We start from the raw sequence: 16,047 nt of genomic DNA, 5'->3' as shown, positions 1-16,047 counted from the left end.
TAATGAATTAGGAGGAGAATGATGATGGTTAATGATGAGTTGTCAGAGCACAAGCCTGGTCGTTTCGTGCTACCGAAAAACAGGATTCGTTTCATATCTCCGTTTCTTTTTTCAGTAATCATTGGCATGATCTATACGTGGTTAATCGTGAACGAAACGACAAACGGATATCTTGGCACACTATTGCCAAGTACCAGTGGTGCGGATCTTCATCAATATCTTCCGGTTATCCTTCCTTCATTTCTATTTTCGTATGTTGTACAGAGAAAACACATGATCCTGATCGAGAATATATCGTTTAGTTGTATTCAAGCGATGATTGCTATCCTCAGTCTTTTTGTATCTCTTATAGCTGTTATGGTGTTCATGTAAGTTCGAGCAGGATCATTTGAACTTGCCCCTCGAAACGCTCAACCATAGATATCTCTAAGCACCCAATCAATAGGGTGCAATAACGCTCTTCAACGTCCAAAGGCGCCATCCGAATGGGTGGGCGCCTTTTATAAATGTTTCCACATACTCCCGTGAAAAGTCGAAGCACGTTTTAGAAGCCTGCCTTAAGGAGCAGCGTGTAGTGGAGGGGGCGGGAGCGATTCTGTAGAAGCGAAGCGTTCGCGTTTGACATCGGATTTTCCCCTATGAGGGGAATTCAAAAAAGAAATCCGAGGACAACCAGCGATCGAAAGAACGCCCCGCCCGCGTAACGTCCACTCGCAGCTCTCATCTCAATGAGTTTCCTCTTTTCCATTTACTCCTGTAAAAAGGCCGAAGCACGTTTTAGAAGCCCTCCCTTAAGGAGCAGCGCGTAGTGGAGGGGGCAGGAGCGATTCTGTAGAAGCGAAGCGTTCGCGTTTGTCATCGGATTTTCCCCTATGAGGGGAATTCAAAAAAGAAATCTGAGGACAACCAGCGATCGAAAGAACGCCCCGCCCCCGGAACGTCCACCCGCAGCTCCCACCCGCTCATAAGGCTTCTAACTCCCGTGCTTAGTCAATGAACCCTTCCATGGTAGCCGTTGGCATCATATTAGACTGCCATGCACCTTTGGTGTACCCGGCATTATAACCTGGAGTAGCTTGTGGCTCCCAGTAGAATACACCTTTTCCTTTGCCACTTGGCAAATTGCGAATCTGATTTTTCATCGCTGCGACAAAGCTTTTTCCTGCCGCGGGCTGATTATTGTCCATGCCAATTTCGGAGATCATAATTTCTTTACCATAACGATTAATCATATCTTTTGCATTGTTGACCGTTTTTGTCACAGCTGTATTCCAGCCGGAAGCAGAAGGGTAGAGAGACATTGCAATCATGTCAAAGTTGGCCCCATTGTTGATCAGTCCACCGATATTCCAGACAAACAGGGCATTGTCATCTCCGTTTGCAAGATGCACTATCGTTTTGGTACCACTGCTTATGGATTTTACAGCGTTATGTCCTGTGTTCACGAGCCAAGCATAATTTTTCATGTTAACCGAAGCTTTACCATCATCCCACAACATACCGTTGCTGGTTTCGTTGCCGATCTGTACCCAGTCTGGAGTGACACCTTTGCTCTGCATGGTTGTCATAACGTCACGGGTATAGCTCCAGACAACATCCATCAACTGCTGGAACGTATAATTTTTCCATGCGGCTGGCTTAGTTTGTTTGCCTGGGTCTGCCCAGGAATCGCTGTAATGCAGTGTCAGCATGACACTCATACCTGCATTTTTAGCACGTTGTGCGAGAGCGGCAGCGCGATCTTTATTCATGTAACCGTTACCATAATCATTCGAAGGATTAACGAAAACACGGATGCGAACAGAGTTAATCTGGTAATCCTTTTTCAAGATATCAATGATGTCCCGTTGTACCCCGTTTTTATCTTTCCACTTGTACCCTTGAGCTTCCATGCCGGGAACCCAGCTAATGTCTGCTCCTTTGGCAAAACTCGGTGCGGCACTGGCGTGCTGACCTGCAGGTAGCAGGATCGAAGTGATTAATAAAACAAAAGCTAGCAAAATGCTTGTCTTGAAACCCCTTACATTTCTAAACATAACAACATGCCTCCTTGGTTATAAGTTGAGATGCATCCTCATTATAGCCTTCCGAAATCATGGTGCTAAAGGGTCCGTTTCCAATATTTTGGTTGTTTTCTTAACTTCTCATCTTTTTCCCATGTTACATTCCTATGTATTATATAGAAAAAGACAAAACAAAAAGCCGTCCGAAGACGGCTTTTCTACCCGTGGCGCTTTTTAAAACATTGATCCGTATCCCGCGCCTCCATTACCATCCAATTTATTTGGAAGTAGTGGATCGGGTAAGGGACACGTTCAACATGACATTAGAAATGTTGACGCACCTCCTTTCCTTGTGGCAAGAGTATACAACACTCTGTTTCGGAAAGCTAGTCTTTTTTTCATATTTACGCAAAAATTATTTTTCGGTTTGAAACATCGTCGTGTCCCGAGCATAATGGCTTTTCGTTCCATCCTCATTGCGAATTCGCACGCTGTCATCACTGATCTGCTCGACAATGCCGTGACCGACTTCACAATACACACCTGCGGGATCTTCCTGCCATGCGGTAACCACACATTGGGACAGGGCAGCGGTGAAAAACTCGATGTTTTTTTGCAACGTTCTAGGTTTGTTCGATTTCATGAGATACTCCTTTAAAATAACGTGAATTTGGAATAATAACGACAGCCGATCAAATCACACTGTAGTTCACTTTACCTTGTCTATTGTGCTTTGTAAAGGGATGGAAAAAGTTGCGGTCATGAGTTATCATTTACATAAATTTAACACTGCGTTAACATTCCGATGACGCTTGGAGTCGATTACGAATAGTACAATTATAGTAGAAGTTCAAATAAGAATTGACATGCATCACATTCGGAGGCCATACATGCATAAAGATATTAAAACAGGCAACTATGTTAATCGTGATTTGAGTTGGGTTGAATTTAATCGGCGTGTGCTTCAAGAGGCACAGGACGCTACAACGCCTATGCTGGAGCGGATGAGGTTTCTTGGCATTGTTGCCAGCAATCTGGATGAGTTTGTCAGTGTCAGGCTCGCAGAGACCAAGGAGAAAATCAAGGCTGGATTCACACAAAAAGATTTCACGGGTTATACCCCTTCGGGGCTGTACCGCAGACTCATTAAACGAACCGGGGCCATGGTCGCGGAGCAATATAAAACGTACCGTGAGCTCATTCGTCTTCTCGCCAAGAAAGGCGTGCACATCCAGGAGTATGTGGATCTTAATGTGACGCAGCAACGGGCAATGGATCAATATTATCATGACATTATTTTCCCGGTGCTTACGCCGATGGCTATCGACCAGAGTCGGCCTTTTCCGCTGGTGCACAACAAGTCCGTTTATCTGTCCGTAATGCTGCAAAAAGAAGATGAGCAGGATGGCGAGCCATTTATGGCGATCGTGCAGGTACCTTCCAATCTTCCTCGCATTGTGAAGGTTCCTCTGAGGGCCAATAGCAAGAAAAAAAGTTTCATTCTGATCGAAGACCTGATTAAACAGCATGTGCACACCTTGTTCAGCGGATATGTATCGCTGGCTGTGCAGGAGTTCCGGGTAACTCGAAACGCAGATCTCTCCATTAATGAAGAAGAAGCGGAAGACTTGCTGGAGGCCATCGAAAAAGAGCTGCGTCGCAGACGTCGCGGAGCCCCTGTCAGACTGGAAGTGTGCAAGGATTTCCGTAGTGACGCGCTACAGGAGCTGCAAGAGGAGTTTGAAATTCAGGACCCGATCTTTGAAATTGATGGACCGCTGGATCTCAGCTTTTTATCTGGATTTGTGGATAGCCTCGAAGGTTTCTCACATCTCAAATATGGTCCTGTACAACCTGTATATCCGCCTGAGTTCCTGCCGAGAGAAAGTCATTTTGAGCTACTTCGCAGACAGGATGTGCTGGTTCATCACCCGTATGAATCGTTTGAACCGGTGACAGATTTTATACTGGAAGCTTCAGAAGATCCACAGGTTCTGGCGATCAAAATGACGCTTTACCGAGTCAATGGTGACTCGCGTCTTATTCCAGCGCTCGCGCTCGCTGCAGAGAGCGGGAAGCAAGTTACCGTTGTTGTGGAACTGAAAGCCCGATTTGATGAGGAACGGAATATTGCATGGGCTCGGAAGCTAGAAAAGGCAGGCTGCCATGTCGTTTATGGTTTGGTCGGTCTGAAAACACATGCAAAAATCATTCTCGTTGTACGCCGGGAGCAGCAAGGGCTGCGCCGATATGTTCACGTTGGTACGGGGAACTACAACGAAAGCACCGCCAAAGTGTATACGGATGTAGGTTTGTTCACCTCTAACCCGATCATTGGTGAGGATGCATCCGAACTGTTTAACGAGATTACCGGTTATTCCGGCCCGAAGGCACTGCAAGCATTCCGTGTTGCGCCAGATGGCATGAAGGACGAGTTGTTCACATTGATTCGCCGAGAAACAGAGCATGCATTAAAAGGCAAACGTTCCCGAATTATTGCCAAGATCAACTCTTTATCCCATCAGGAAATGATAGATCAATTATATGTAGCTTCGCAGGCAGGGGTGCAGATTGACCTGATTGTCCGCGGCGTATGTTGCTTACGTCCAGGTGTAGAAGGGCTGAGCGAGAACATTCGAGTCATTAGTATTGTAGACCGTTTTCTTGAACATTCCCGGTTGTTTTACTTTGAAAATGACGGTAACCCCGATGTTTTCATTTCCAGTGCAGACTGGATGTCACGTAACTTAAATCGACGTATTGAGCTGATGTGTCCTGTATTTGATCCTTCATTGAAAAAAATGCTGGTGGATATCCTCAATCTGTCATTGAATGACAATGTGAAGGCCAGAGAACTTATGCCAAACGGCAATTATATATTTGTAAAAAATGAAAAGCCCCCGCTGAGAAGTCAGACGGAGGCGATGGGAATTATCCCTTGGAAGCCCGCACAATGGAGTGTTTTAACGTAACTCCCCAGGCTTCTTGCAAATCTTTGACGGCATCTTCCAGGCCGTTCAGTTCCAGTAAAGGCTCGTCTGTACAGGTCAACGTGACCTGCAGCGAGTCTTTTTCTTTGACCGCGTGAATGGCGGCAATGCTCTCTGCACGATGGATCGCTTCGGCCGCACGCAGTAACGAGCCGATGCGGTGAGCATGCTGTGTATCCGAATCTTTCAGAATGTCCTCATGCTTCTGTAGCAGTTGAGGCGTTCTTTTTTTCGGATGATAGTCGGCTGCAATGGCACTTAAAATTGTTTCCCTGTGGGACAGACCGTAAATGCTTGCATTCATAATCCAGTATGCCGAGTGTTGCGTGTACCGGAAATAGTTAATTTGTTTGCCAGCCATATGAAGCATAGAGGATGTGTACAAAATTCGCTCATCAGAGGCATCAGGCGTAGCCTCTTGCAAAGCGGTGTATAAGGTAACCGTATCCTGATGAATCCGGTTCAGACGTTTCTCCGGGATCGGTGGGCCGTAATAAAGGAAATTACGGATGCTATCCTTTAATGCATCAGGTGCGGAAGGCTGACCAGCAGCGAGATAATCCCTCAGAAGCCCGTCGCGAAGTCCTGCTCCGCTTACCACATAACGATCCCCCTGGATCATGCGGAAGACAGTACGCAGAATCAATACGCCTGGTACGATGATGTCAGCTCGATCCTTAGCAAGACCTGGCACTTTTTTGCGTTGAGCGGAAGTAAGATAGGGCAAGGAAAGGGCGATATTATCCATCGCTTCCTCTCTAATTTCATAGTGATGCGTTACCGGCAAAGAATATTGCGTACGCTTTTGTTCTACTTTTGCGAGTGTACGCATTGTACCACCCAGTCCAATGAGTGGCAAACCGGGATGTTCCTGAGTCCAAGTCTGTCCCTGTAATGCTTCAATAACTTCATTGCAAAGGGATTGTTCATTGGCCTCGGTCCATTGATCCTCGCCTCCATAACGGGCATGTGAATTCACGGCACCGATTGGCAGCGAGACACTGTGCAATCTTTCGCGATTGCGGAACACGGTGATCTCCGTACTGCCCCCTCCAATGTCAACGACAAAACCGTCGGTCAGGTCAATCGACTGTATCACGCCCAGGAATCCGTAATAGGCCTCACGATCTCCCGAGACACATTCAATCGTAAGTCCAGTTTCATTTTCCAGCCATGCAATAATCTGCTCCGCGTTGGTCGCATTGCGGATCGCGGCAGTTGCTGCCGCTCGAATTAGTTCAGTCTGATAAGTCTCACAGGTGGCTTTAAATTGCCGAAGGACGGTTATGGCAGTGGATAGAGATGATCTTAGGATACTGCCATCCGATTCCACAACCCCGCTTAGCCGGGCAGCATATTTGTCTTCATGAATAATGCGATACGCTCCGTCTTCACTCACCTCATAGATCACTAGACGAATAGAGTTTGAGCCAATATCAACAATTCCAAGTGTTTTATTATTTCGTGTCATAAGCATCTCCTTCTACAAAGGTCGGTTACCCGTAATGTAACAGGGCAGCCAGGGCTTCCGGTGAGCCTGGAGGCGTGGCAGAGAAGGGCGTGGTGAACATCACAACGATGATAAAGACGATGAAACAGGCAAATAAAATACAACTTACGGCAAAGCCACGATTGCGTTTTTTGATAAACAGACGAATACCGATCACGAAGAGAAGTACCGTCACCGCGACCAATACAATGGACATTGCGAAATAGGCCACGCCATAAAGTGATTTGAAAAATGCTTCCATGTCTTTTGAACGCTCCTTAGATCCTCATTTTTAGCCAAAACAAGTCATTCTTTAGTAGCATACGACAGATTGAACCGTTTGAAAAGTAAACCGGCGTTTGTCCTGGAATCCATTTAGCATAGCAGGACATGTTCCACAGAAAAGGGGCCTTTGCCTTGGACAATCATCCAAGAAAACCATGCTTGGAGTGAGTATGTATAAAGAAGGATCATGGTTTGGAGAGAGGAGATCAACCTATGTCGAGACAGTTAGCAAGCAAATGGCGGAAAACTGCTGCACTGATGAAATATCCGGTAGCTGCTGCTCATATCCCGCAAACAAAAGTGTTTAATCCAGGTAACCTGCTGCACATGCTGCAACGTTATGGAATGGTATATGTTAAACCCGTTGTTGGAGGCGGTGGGTACGGCGTAATCCGGGTATCCAGCAGCGGCGGGGTTTTTAGATATACACATATGAAAGTTACTCGTTCTTTTGCAAGCTTTACTAAGATGTATCGCTCCCTTGTAAGGGTAAAGGCCAAGCGAAGATATATCATTCAACAAGGAATTCATCTCGCAACCATTCATGGAAGACCTGTGGATTACAGAGTTAAGGTAGTAAAGACGGGACAGGGTTGGGTATTTCGTTCTTTGGTTGGAAGACTTGCACGTCCAGGTCTGTGTGTAACGAATCTGAGTAAGGGGGGAACCATGCTGTCAGGCAAAAGAGCACTTGCCTTATCCCTGCCTCACATTGCTAATCGATACAAGCGGCAGGAGATGCGTTCTTTAACATTGACTTGCACACATATCATGGAAAGTCAGTTCCCTGGCATAGGACAGTTGGGATTTGATTATGGACTGGATCACTCGGGCAGAATATGGATTTTGGAAGTGAATACCAGACCTCAATGAAAATTACTGGAAACGTTAAAGAAAACGGGAGAAAAACCGATAGTATATACAAGAGAAATTGGATGAAAAGCGTTTGAAAATTTTCACTTTTGGGTAATACATTCGGAGCGTTCGTGGAAAATATGAAAATTGCTCTAAATTTTCTTTGAATCCCGAATTTCATAGAGATGTTATCTATCCTGTGTATAATTAATGTCCACATTATCCACTGATATATATTCTATGTTTTTTCCAATTATCAACAAACTATACACAGGATTTCCACACGTCGTTGTGGATAACAAGAACGCTTGTTCTCTTGTCCGATCTCTGATATGATAGTTTTGAGGAAAATAAAGGAAAGGTTGTGGCGGGAAATGGCTATGTTATCCGATGAGATGTTGTTGGATTCCTACCATAAAGCGATCGAATTGGATCTCGAAAGAGATTTCATCGCGCTGCTATTGGCAGAAATCCATAAGCGCAAACTGGGTACTGACGTATCTGCCATACTTCACTAGAGATCCTCATTGCAGGCAATGTTACAGGTTTCCGGACAAGTCCCATAAAGAGACAGGCAGTAGCATACTTGTCTGACAATGGTGACAATACATCAAGTGATTGCAAACGCTCTCGGTTTCGTCTGCCATGTCAGAGGAAGCTTGAAGTTCGTAGGGGCTGTATGGTCCGGTGTAATCGTCTAATTTGCCGCATTCTGACAGTCCCTGAAAGCAGTGGGGACAAGCCTGCTCCGGTACAACCAGACCGTTACACAGCGGGCATATATAAGACAAGGGTATCCCTCCTGATCATGAGATTGCTCAGGAGTAAGATACCCTTTTTTGTACCATATTATGTGATTGCTTTGAATTAGCGTTTCATATTACTGCTGTGTCCAGGAGACAATTTGGCATCCGGATCGAAGTATACTTTCGCATTATTTACCGCAGTTGGAGCTTCACCGAAGCCAACAGCAATCAGTTTCAGCTTGCCTGGATACGTCGTAATATCGCCGGCAGCAAAAATACCAGGAATAGACGTTTCCATGCGGGAGTCGACAACGATGGAATTGCTGTCAATTTCGATACCCCATTCAGCAATTGGACCGAGGGAGGATACGAAACCAAAGTTAACAATGACATCATCCACTTCAATTTCCTGTGTTTCTTTCGTCTTAACATGAGCAAGAGTAACCTTGGTAATGGTGTCATCTCCGTGAAGTTCCGTAATTTCAGTCGGTGTCACAACGTTAACTTTGGAGTTCATCAGGTTTTCCACACTGTGCTCATGTGCGCGGAATTTGTCCCGGCGGTGAATTAGAGTAACCTGTTCAGCAATCGGCTCAAGCATAAGAGCCCAGTCTACAGCAGAATCTCCCCCGCCGCTAATCAAAACTTTTTTACCGGCAAAAGCGTTTAAATCACTGATGAAGTAATGCAGGTTGGTTTTCTCAAACTTCGCTGCACCTTCAAGTTCAAGGCGACGAGGTTCAAATGCACCAACACCCGCCGTGATAATAACCGCTTTCGCATGATATTCATTCTCATCTGTCTTTACGATGAAATGCTGTTCTTCTTTTTTCTCCACCGACACCACTTTTTCTTCCAAGCGAATGTTCGGGTTAAAGTGGCTCATCTGCTCGATCAGGTTATTCACGAGTTCCTGAGCAGTAACTTTCGGAAAACCGGCTACATCATAAATGTACTTTTCCGGGTAGAGGGCAGCGAGCTGTCCACCAAGCTGTGGCATACTTTCAACCAGTGTAACGGAAGCCTGACGCATACCTCCATAAAATGCAGCGAACAGGCCCGCAGGACCGCCGCCGATAATAAGTAAATCGGTCATTTCATGACCGGACGTCTGTGCAGTCAAAAATCAACAACACCTTTCTTATTTTAATAGGTAGAGAACAGTGATTATTTTTTGCAAATTACGTCACATAATCTGCATGGGTGCCAAACTGTCTTTCCTATTATAAACGGTGTAATCTGGGTTGCAAAGTTAGCTGGATCACTAATCTGAGAATAAATGATGAAGTTCTGGTGAGAATAGGATGAAATTGGAAATGAAAGGCTATGAAAAATAACAAAAAAAACCTTGATCTTTACGAGAAATACAGATATCCTTGACCTGTACTATGTGTTTTTTTGTCAAAATTAGAGTCATAACATCAGGTTAAGAAATAACCTTGTTTTGTGGAAACTTGTGGTTAATTTCACAACTATAATCGTCGATATTATACGTACAGAAGTTAATATACACTTACGAATTTTACATTTGTCGTCATATTGGATAAGACCTGAGCAATACTTGTAAGTAAGAGCATTTTGCATTCCACCTCAATTATCAGGAAGGATGCGAGCGAAACCGGAAGGAGTACAGATATGAGCAGCATTCCCAAAATCGTCATTCTCGGAGCGGGATATGGCGGAATTCTGACAGCGCAGCGGCTGCAGAAGGAACTCAACTATAATGAAGCTGACGTCACATTGGTGAATCGGCATGATTATCACTATATCACAACCCATCTACATATGCCGGCAGCCGGCACGGATAAAATAGAGCATGCGAGAGTTTCTATTTCCAAACTGATCGATGAATTCAAGATTGATCTGGTAAAATCATCCGTGAAGGAGATCCGGCTTCAGGATCGCAAAGTCATTCTGGAGGATGGAACGTTGTCCTATGATTACCTGATTATTGGACTAGGTGGAGAGCCGGAAACTTTTGGTATACCGGGTATGCTGGAACACGCGATGACCATTCGTAGCATCAACTCTGTGAGGCTGATTCGCGAACATATCGAATATCAATTCGCAATGTACAAAAACGACAATAAACGAAACCGTATTCGGTTTGTTGTAGGGGGAGCAGGTTTTAGCGGCGTAGAATTTGTTGCAGAACTTGCTGATCGTATCCCGCAGCTGTGCAAAGAATTTGACGTGGACCCGAAGCATGTACACATCTATAATGTTGAAGCTGCGCCTTCCGCATTGCCGGGGTTCGATCCGGAACTTGTGGAGCATGCGATGAACGTACTGAAGAAAAAAGGGGTTACGTTTAAAATTGGTGTTCCGATCAAGCAATGTCTTCCTGATGGCGTAATCGTTGGTGAAGGCGAGAAAATCGACGCTGCGACAGTCGTATGGACAGGAGGCATTCGAGGGAATTCCTTACTTGAACAGGCGGGGCTTGAAGTGATGCGTGGTCGTGTGAAGGTGGATGAATATTTGCGTGCTCCTGGGCATGAACATGTGTATGTGATCGGGGACAACTCCCTTGTGTTTAACAAGGAGGGCAGACCGTATCCGCCAACAGCACAGATTGCGATGCAGCAAGGTGTGAACTGTGCCAAAAATATTGTCGCAGCCATTCGCAACAAGCAGCCTCAGCCTTTTGAATTCACCAGCAAAGGTACTGTTGCCTCTTTGGGTAAAGGGGAAGCGATTGCTGTCGTTGGGGATAAGAAATACAAGGGCTGGAAGGCAGCACAATTGAAAAAATTAGTGGATATGCGCTATTTGTTTATCATTGGAGGTATTCCGCTGGTCCTGAGGAAAGGACGGTTCTTCGGATGAGACATTGCAGTGTGCAGGTTCGTGGTCTGTTAACCCGTGAGGAACTGGATCGTTACAACGACTTGATGCAGGTCGGCGGGTACCTGGAGGAACAGAATCAATATGACCTGGCTTACATCGTTCAGAAAGAAGTAGATATTCTTATCCTGCCGGCAATTGAACGGCTGAAGGAAAAGAGCCGTGACCGTGACCGTGCAACTGCTGAGTTTCTTGAGTCTCTGAAAGCAGTTGATGAAGAGGAGCAGGATTGAGATTTTATTAAGTTCTAAAAAGCGTTTACACTCGCGCACTCCGATAACAGAATAACCTTTCAATCCCTGTTATCCCCAGATTTTTTGGATTCCCTTTTCTCAAAGGGAAAATCCGGTGATAAAGGCGACCGCTCCGCTTTTACAGGTTTTTTCTGTCCTCTCCGTTTTTGTGTAAACAATTAGTGCAACTTAAATAAATCTAAATCAAGTAATAAAGTGAAGTAGTATTGAAGAGCTAACAAAGCACCGTGGAATAATCCCTTCTAGGATATCCACGGTGCCTTTGTTATGCAGCATTGAAATAAAAAATTGTTCAGCCTACCTTAAGAGAAGGCAAGCTGGACGATTCTTGCATGTATACAAAATTACAGTTTCAGCATCTCTTCCAGTGTGCTTTCGTTCAGCAAGCTTCCTACATAGAAGGAGCCAAATTCACCGTAGCGTGCACTTACTTCATCAAAGCGCATCTCGTACACGAGTTTTTTGAATTGAAGCGCATCATCAGCGAACAGCGTAACGCCCCATTCCCAATCATCAAATCCGACGGAGCCGGTAATGATCTGTTTCACTTTACCCGCATAACTGCGGCCGATCATGCCGTGACTGCGCATCATGGTACGGCGCTCGTCTATGGACAACATGTACCAGTTGTCGTTCAACTCACGCTTTTTGTTCATTGGGTAGAAACAAATGTATTGGCGTTGTGGTAAAACCGGTTTAAGACGGGCAATAATCTCCGGATTTTGCATCGGATCTTCGCCCTCTTTGCCAAGATAGTTGCTCAGTTCAACTACACTGACATATGAATAAGCTTTAGTCGTGTATTTGGCAAACGTTGTTTTGTTGAAGGCGTTCTCTACTGCCTTCAGATCTTCCAGCGTTTCGCGCAGATGCATCATCACAAAGTCAGCTTTCTGACCTACGACTGTATAAACTACAGTGCTGCCTTGGGAAGCCTCCTCGACTTTTTTCCAATCATTCCAAAACTCTTGAAGCTCGTCCAGGGCAACAGCACGCTCTTCATCGTCGGCTGCTTTCCAAGCGGTCCAGTTCATCGAGCGAAAATCATGCAGGGCATACCAGCCCTCCAGGGTTGATGCGGCTTCGTTCATGGATATTGTTCCTCCTGCGGATTATATTTCCAAATCCCGGTAAGGGATGGTTTAGTGCTTTATCGTTATATTGTATCCCAATATGAAGCAGGAGGGCAAATGATCTTCTCGTGAAAATCGGTAGATTTGTCCAGAAAGTTCGTTGCTTCGCCACATTTTTTGCGGTAAACTTACTACTATCCAGAAGGGAAAACCGAAAGTGTGAAAGAAGAGGTGAACGTCAGCCGATGCAGTTTATACCTGTGCTTGTATTAATGGTATTATTTTTTGTGATGATGTTTGGTATCGGTTTCATTTTGAATATGCTTATGAAGACCACCTGGTTTCCTTCCTATCTGTTCGTCATCGTTATTTTGCCTGTGGTGGTATATTCCTTATGGGATCATTCATCTACGCTCGTGTCACATCTTGGATCGTTCCAGTTGGTCGATTATATGACAGGGGTTGCAGGCCTCGCGGGTGCGATAATCAGCGGATGGACGATTCAGAAACTGCGTTTAGGCGGATATCGAATGTTCTGATGACTGGAAAGTGAAGGCATCTGCCGCAATAACTTGGAAAAGTCTTTATCTTTGACGCAAACGCTTACGCGTGCAAAGGGAAGGCTTTTTTGTTGTGACGAACGGGGTACGGGAATGTTTGTACGCTTTTTTTCATAAGCATAAGATGAATAGATTTAAACTATTTTCGCTTGTAATCTCGCTCTGTAGCTTTTATAGTATTCTAGCGACTCTTTGTCGTTATTCATTTGAAAATTCGCCCAATTCTGCGAAAACGTGAACGATGTCGACCTAGGATGAAACGGAGAGAGAACGGGTTGGTTTTTTACCTGTTTTTGAGCATTTGAGGATCGGACATTTATGATAGAATAGAAAAACAACCTTTGGGGAAGAAGGAGATCAGGCTATGCGCATGAAGAATTTGCATCATTATACGGAACATCATCGCTACTGCGTATACAGGGAGTTTGGATTAAGCGCCCTGGACGACCGCATGCTCACAGGAGCTTACCAGCCTATGGTAGGTGCTTTTGCGGTTGGCTTGTATCGGCTGTTATTTCAGCATCTCCCCGGAGAACAGGTCGGTTATTCCCCGCTTGAGCAGCAACGAAGGCTGTTCATGACATTGGGGCTGGAGCCTAGCGAGAAAGGACGTAAATATCTGGTTGAACAGGCGTCCAAGCTGGAGGCAGTAGGTCTTCTCCAGACATCGCGGGTCTATATTCCAGAGAATGATGATTACATCTATGAGTATGAACTGCAGCCGCCGCTCTCGCCAGGAGAGTTTTTCCGTACACAGCATCTGACACTGTTGCTACGGGACAAAATTGGCAAGTTTGCTGTGTTGTCGCTACGAGCTGGCTTTTCGGCAGTTGAAAATGGGGATGCACCTTACGTTGCAGCCAATAAAGAAAATATTTCAGTTCCCTTTTACGATATATTTGAGCTTAACACGCATGTCATTGATTACGAGCTGGAGCAGGCACTCTCCGAAGTATCCACATCGGCACAGCGAACAGGCACGAATGATGCTGTTGAAGAAAATGCACTGAATTATGCGGACATTATTTTACGCTTCCCGCGTGAGTCGGTAAACCGACGTTATGTGGAACAACTTCGTTTTGATCATGAACAGCTCGGGATCGTCAATTTTGTAGTGAACAAGTTTAGTCTTAGCGTGCAGGATGTGTGCCGACTGCTGGACGAGGATGGTGTATTTAGCCCGCAAGGACAACTATTGCTGGATGATCTTCAACACAAGGCGAGCATGCAATTCAGACAAACGAAGAAACGTCAGGAACAGCAGACAGTGCAAGCCGCCAAGGTGGTTGCTCTTCGCCAGCATATGGAGGAGCCACAGGCATATAATGACTCCGGTGAACCCCCAGTGGAGCATGTTGTTCAGATGGAGTATTATGTCGAGGTGCCACCGCAATTTGCAACCAAGTGTGATATTCATCAATACAATATGATGCTTCGTAACGAGCCGTACACTCGGTTGTTGCAAACATTTTTCCCGGGGGCTGTACCGGATAATCTGGTTGATATTTTCGAAAAAATTGATCTGAGTTACAAGCTACCTGGTGAAGTGATCAACGTATTGATTCATTATCTGATGGCATTGCTTGTATCGGGCGGCGAGCAACGGATTAATCGTAATTTTGTTGAGGCGATTGCCTCCAATATGTTGCTGAAGCAGGTTAATACGTATGAGAAGGCTGTGCAATATATTCGTGATCAGGCGAAGGTCAAAGGCAAGCAGGCTGCAGGAGCAGCTGGAACCCGTACCCGTACATACGGTAAAGGAACCAAAGCCAAACCCGAAATTCCGATTGTACAAGACATAAGCCATGATGGGGATAACGTTTCGGAGGAAGAGTTTGAAGAGATGATGCGATTTGCTCAGGAGATGCAGGCGAGCAAGCAAAAAGGAACGTTATAAAGGAACGTTATAGTTGTACGATACAGGCGGGTCCCTTATGAGAGGTGACTCGCTTTTTTACATAGGCGTGCAGCAGTACGTCATTAGAGGAGCGCAATTCAATTTGAAGGGAGAGCAACTCCGTTGAGTACGAATCAGAAAGCCATCGAATACCTTGAAAATAATGATTATGATGCAGCGTTGGCTTTATTTCAGAAAGCATTGAATGATTCAAGGGATGTTCAGTCCTTGACCAATCTGTCCTGGATCTATTATCACGAAGAGGGGGATATCGAAGCAGCTATTGAATTGGCTCAGGAAGCAGTGGCGTTGAAACCAACCTCTCATTTTCCTTACAGTCTGCTTGGTGAATTACTTGTTCAGATGGAGAGATGGGAAGAAGCCGCGGTTGTACTATCAGACTCTATTGCTGTGGAGCCTTCCAAAGAGGCATACAATAACTTAGCAATTGCCAAATATCATCTCGGAGAGTTGGAACAGGCTTCAGCATTATTTTTGAAAAGTGCTGGGCCTTCTGATTACGCCATGTATAGTCATGTTCACTGTTTAATTCAGCTGGGACATACCATTGAAGCAAAACACAAACTGGATGCCTTCTTGGAAAGTGATGATGATTTTGTCGGAGAGGTACATGTGGCAGAACTGTACTTGGAGCTTGCTTGTTTTTCCGAAGCGATGCATTGGTTTGAAAAATCATGGGACACATATTCTAAATCGCCCGACTGGGTGTGTAGATATATATATGCTCTAGTTCAGACGAATGCAATGGAACGTGCAGTTGAAATTGCAGAAGAATGTATTCGGTTAAAACAAGATGATATTGAGGAAGCACAGGCAGAAGATTGCGATGAGAATTGGACAGAAAGTGATAAAGTGGCATACGTGACTCGCTTGCAAAATGAAAAAACGGAATACGAATATCTGATCCAGAGGATATCACAAGGTTATGTCCCGCCATTTAAGTTTACAACATCTTCAAGTTCCAGATGTTACTTGTTCGGCTGCTCCAGACATAGTCACCCCGAATATAGGGATTAAATGTATT

Annotated in this window: 16 protein-coding genes; 9 read left to right on the top strand and 7 right to left on the bottom strand. The window is 45.1% G+C overall.

What is annotated here, in order from left to right:
- Nucleotides 1-18 precede the first annotated feature (18 nt).
- Nucleotides 19-372, top strand: coding sequence for a hypothetical protein (locus tag MKY23_RS23090; RefSeq protein WP_222591852.1), 354 nt, complete (start codon nt 19-21; stop codon nt 370-372).
- 614 nt (nt 373-986) lie between these two features.
- Here MKY23_RS23090 and MKY23_RS23085 read toward each other — a convergent pair.
- Both MKY23_RS23085 and MKY23_RS23080 read right to left on the bottom strand, forming a co-directional pair.
- A complete protein-coding gene (locus tag MKY23_RS23085; protein ID WP_154985062.1) occupies nt 987-2,036 on the bottom strand; it encodes a glycosyl hydrolase 53 family protein in 1,050 nt (349 codons plus the stop codon).
- 382 nt (nt 2,037-2,418) lie between these two features.
- Nucleotides 2,419-2,646: a hypothetical protein gene (locus tag MKY23_RS23080; RefSeq protein ID WP_090919517.1), complete on the bottom strand. Its 228-nt coding sequence runs from the start codon at nt 2,644-2,646 to the stop codon at nt 2,419-2,421.
- Nucleotides 2,647-2,893: 247 nt separating this feature from the next.
- On the opposite strand from MKY23_RS23080, the gene ppk1 reads away from it, so the two are divergent.
- Entirely contained in the window at nt 2,894-4,975 is a 2,082-nt protein-coding gene (gene ppk1 / locus MKY23_RS23075) for a polyphosphate kinase 1 (protein WP_221789958.1), read from the top strand.
- On the opposite strand, the gene MKY23_RS23070 is transcribed toward ppk1, so the two are convergent.
- Nucleotides 4,935-6,464, bottom strand: a complete 1,530-nt coding sequence (locus MKY23_RS23070; protein ID WP_221789956.1) for a Ppx/GppA phosphatase family protein — start codon at nt 6,462-6,464, stop codon at nt 4,935-4,937. The genes ppk1 and MKY23_RS23070 overlap by 41 nt on opposite strands.
- A 25-nt stretch (nt 6,465-6,489) precedes the next feature.
- Nucleotides 6,490-6,744 (bottom strand): hypothetical protein, encoded by a 255-nt coding sequence (locus MKY23_RS23065; protein ID WP_154891060.1) that lies wholly within the window; start codon nt 6,742-6,744, stop codon nt 6,490-6,492.
- A gap of 236 nt (nt 6,745-6,980) precedes the next feature.
- Between MKY23_RS23065 and MKY23_RS23060 the strand changes: the two genes are divergently transcribed.
- Nucleotides 6,981-7,640 carry a YheC/YheD family protein gene (locus MKY23_RS23060; RefSeq protein WP_221789954.1) on the top strand — a complete coding sequence of 220 codons (660 nt, stop codon included), beginning with the start codon at nt 6,981-6,983 and terminating at the stop codon, nt 7,638-7,640.
- A 356-nt stretch (nt 7,641-7,996) separates the two neighbouring features.
- A complete protein-coding gene (locus tag MKY23_RS23055) occupies nt 7,997-8,140 on the top strand; it encodes a sporulation histidine kinase inhibitor Sda (protein ID WP_024632651.1) in 144 nt (47 codons plus the stop codon).
- A 21-nt stretch (nt 8,141-8,161) separates the two neighbouring features.
- Here the strand turns inward: MKY23_RS23055 and MKY23_RS23050 are convergent, their stop codons facing one another.
- Both MKY23_RS23050 and MKY23_RS23045 read right to left on the bottom strand, forming a co-directional pair.
- Nucleotides 8,162-8,413 (bottom strand): hypothetical protein, encoded by a 252-nt coding sequence (locus tag MKY23_RS23050; protein ID WP_139168882.1) that lies wholly within the window; start codon nt 8,411-8,413, stop codon nt 8,162-8,164.
- 76 nt (nt 8,414-8,489) lie between these two features.
- Entirely contained in the window at nt 8,490-9,491 is a 1,002-nt protein-coding gene (locus MKY23_RS23045) for an NAD(P)/FAD-dependent oxidoreductase (RefSeq protein ID WP_090919501.1), read from the bottom strand.
- Nucleotides 9,492-10,003: 512 nt separating this feature from the next.
- Here MKY23_RS23045 and MKY23_RS23040 point away from each other — a divergent pair.
- Both MKY23_RS23040 and MKY23_RS23035 read left to right on the top strand, forming a co-directional pair.
- A complete protein-coding gene (locus MKY23_RS23040; RefSeq protein ID WP_154891059.1) occupies nt 10,004-11,197 on the top strand; it encodes an NAD(P)/FAD-dependent oxidoreductase in 1,194 nt (397 codons plus the stop codon).
- The gene (locus MKY23_RS23035; RefSeq protein WP_090919495.1) at nt 11,194-11,448 is read left to right on the top strand and encodes a hypothetical protein; all 255 of its coding nucleotides are present in this window, start codon (nt 11,194-11,196) and stop codon (nt 11,446-11,448) included. Before MKY23_RS23040 ends, MKY23_RS23035 begins: the two co-directional genes overlap by 4 nt.
- Nucleotides 11,449-11,813: 365 nt before the next feature.
- Here the strand turns inward: MKY23_RS23035 and hemQ are convergent, their stop codons facing one another.
- A complete protein-coding gene (hemQ, locus tag MKY23_RS23030) occupies nt 11,814-12,560 on the bottom strand; it encodes a hydrogen peroxide-dependent heme synthase (protein WP_339832492.1) in 747 nt (248 codons plus the stop codon).
- 227 nt (nt 12,561-12,787) lie between these two features.
- Here hemQ and MKY23_RS23025 point away from each other — a divergent pair, with 227 nt between their 5' ends.
- From MKY23_RS23025 to MKY23_RS23015, 3 genes are all read left to right on the top strand, one after another.
- Complete coding sequence (locus tag MKY23_RS23025; RefSeq protein WP_090919489.1) at nt 12,788-13,081, top strand: YuiB family protein; 294 nt, start codon at nt 12,788-12,790, stop codon at nt 13,079-13,081.
- A 385-nt stretch (nt 13,082-13,466) separates the two neighbouring features.
- Complete coding sequence (locus tag MKY23_RS23020; RefSeq protein WP_090919486.1) at nt 13,467-15,002, top strand: DnaD domain protein; 1,536 nt, start codon at nt 13,467-13,469, stop codon at nt 15,000-15,002.
- Nucleotides 15,003-15,125: 123 nt separating this feature from the next.
- Nucleotides 15,126-16,040 carry a tetratricopeptide repeat protein gene (locus MKY23_RS23015; protein WP_154891058.1) on the top strand — a complete coding sequence of 305 codons (915 nt, stop codon included), beginning with the start codon at nt 15,126-15,128 and terminating at the stop codon, nt 16,038-16,040.
- Nucleotides 16,041-16,047 lie beyond the last annotated feature (7 nt).

This window comes from Paenibacillus sp. FSL R7-0272 (assembly GCF_037969905.1).
GTDB lineage: Bacteria > Bacillota > Bacilli > Paenibacillales > Paenibacillaceae > Paenibacillus > Paenibacillus polysaccharolyticus.
The sequence above is the reverse complement of the archived record's forward strand: the minus strand, read 5'-3'. Positions and strand labels throughout refer to the sequence as shown.

Bases quoted from the DNA above. Each gene is read 5' to 3' on its own strand.
- MKY23_RS23055 (WP_024632651.1), top strand. From the start codon at position 7,997: ATGGCTATGTTATCCGATGAGATGTTGTTGGATTCCTACCATAAAGCG.
- MKY23_RS23040 (WP_154891059.1), top strand. From the start codon at position 10,004: ATGAGCAGCATTCCCAAAATCGTCATTCTCGGAGCGGGATATGGCGGA.
- MKY23_RS23090 (WP_222591852.1), top strand. From the start codon at position 19: ATGATGATGGTTAATGATGAGTTGTCAGAGCACAAGCCTGGTCGTTTC.
- MKY23_RS23085 (WP_154985062.1), bottom strand. From the start codon at position 2,036: ATGTTTAGAAATGTAAGGGGTTTCAAGACAAGCATTTTGCTAGCTTTT.
- hemQ (WP_339832492.1), bottom strand. From the start codon at position 12,560: ATGAACGAAGCCGCATCAACCCTGGAGGGCTGGTATGCCCTGCATGAT.
- MKY23_RS23060 (WP_221789954.1), top strand. From the start codon at position 6,981: ATGTCGAGACAGTTAGCAAGCAAATGGCGGAAAACTGCTGCACTGATG.
- MKY23_RS23070 (WP_221789956.1), bottom strand. From the start codon at position 6,464: ATGACACGAAATAATAAAACACTTGGAATTGTTGATATTGGCTCAAAC.
- MKY23_RS23080 (WP_090919517.1), bottom strand. From the start codon at position 2,646: ATGAAATCGAACAAACCTAGAACGTTGCAAAAAAACATCGAGTTTTTC.
- MKY23_RS23020 (WP_090919486.1), top strand. From the start codon at position 13,467: ATGCGCATGAAGAATTTGCATCATTATACGGAACATCATCGCTACTGC.
- MKY23_RS23065 (WP_154891060.1), bottom strand. From the start codon at position 6,744: ATGGAAGCATTTTTCAAATCACTTTATGGCGTGGCCTATTTCGCAATG.
- MKY23_RS23035 (WP_090919495.1), top strand. From the start codon at position 11,194: ATGAGACATTGCAGTGTGCAGGTTCGTGGTCTGTTAACCCGTGAGGAA.
- ppk1 (WP_221789958.1), top strand. From the start codon at position 2,894: ATGCATAAAGATATTAAAACAGGCAACTATGTTAATCGTGATTTGAGT.
- MKY23_RS23025 (WP_090919489.1), top strand. From the start codon at position 12,788: ATGCAGTTTATACCTGTGCTTGTATTAATGGTATTATTTTTTGTGATG.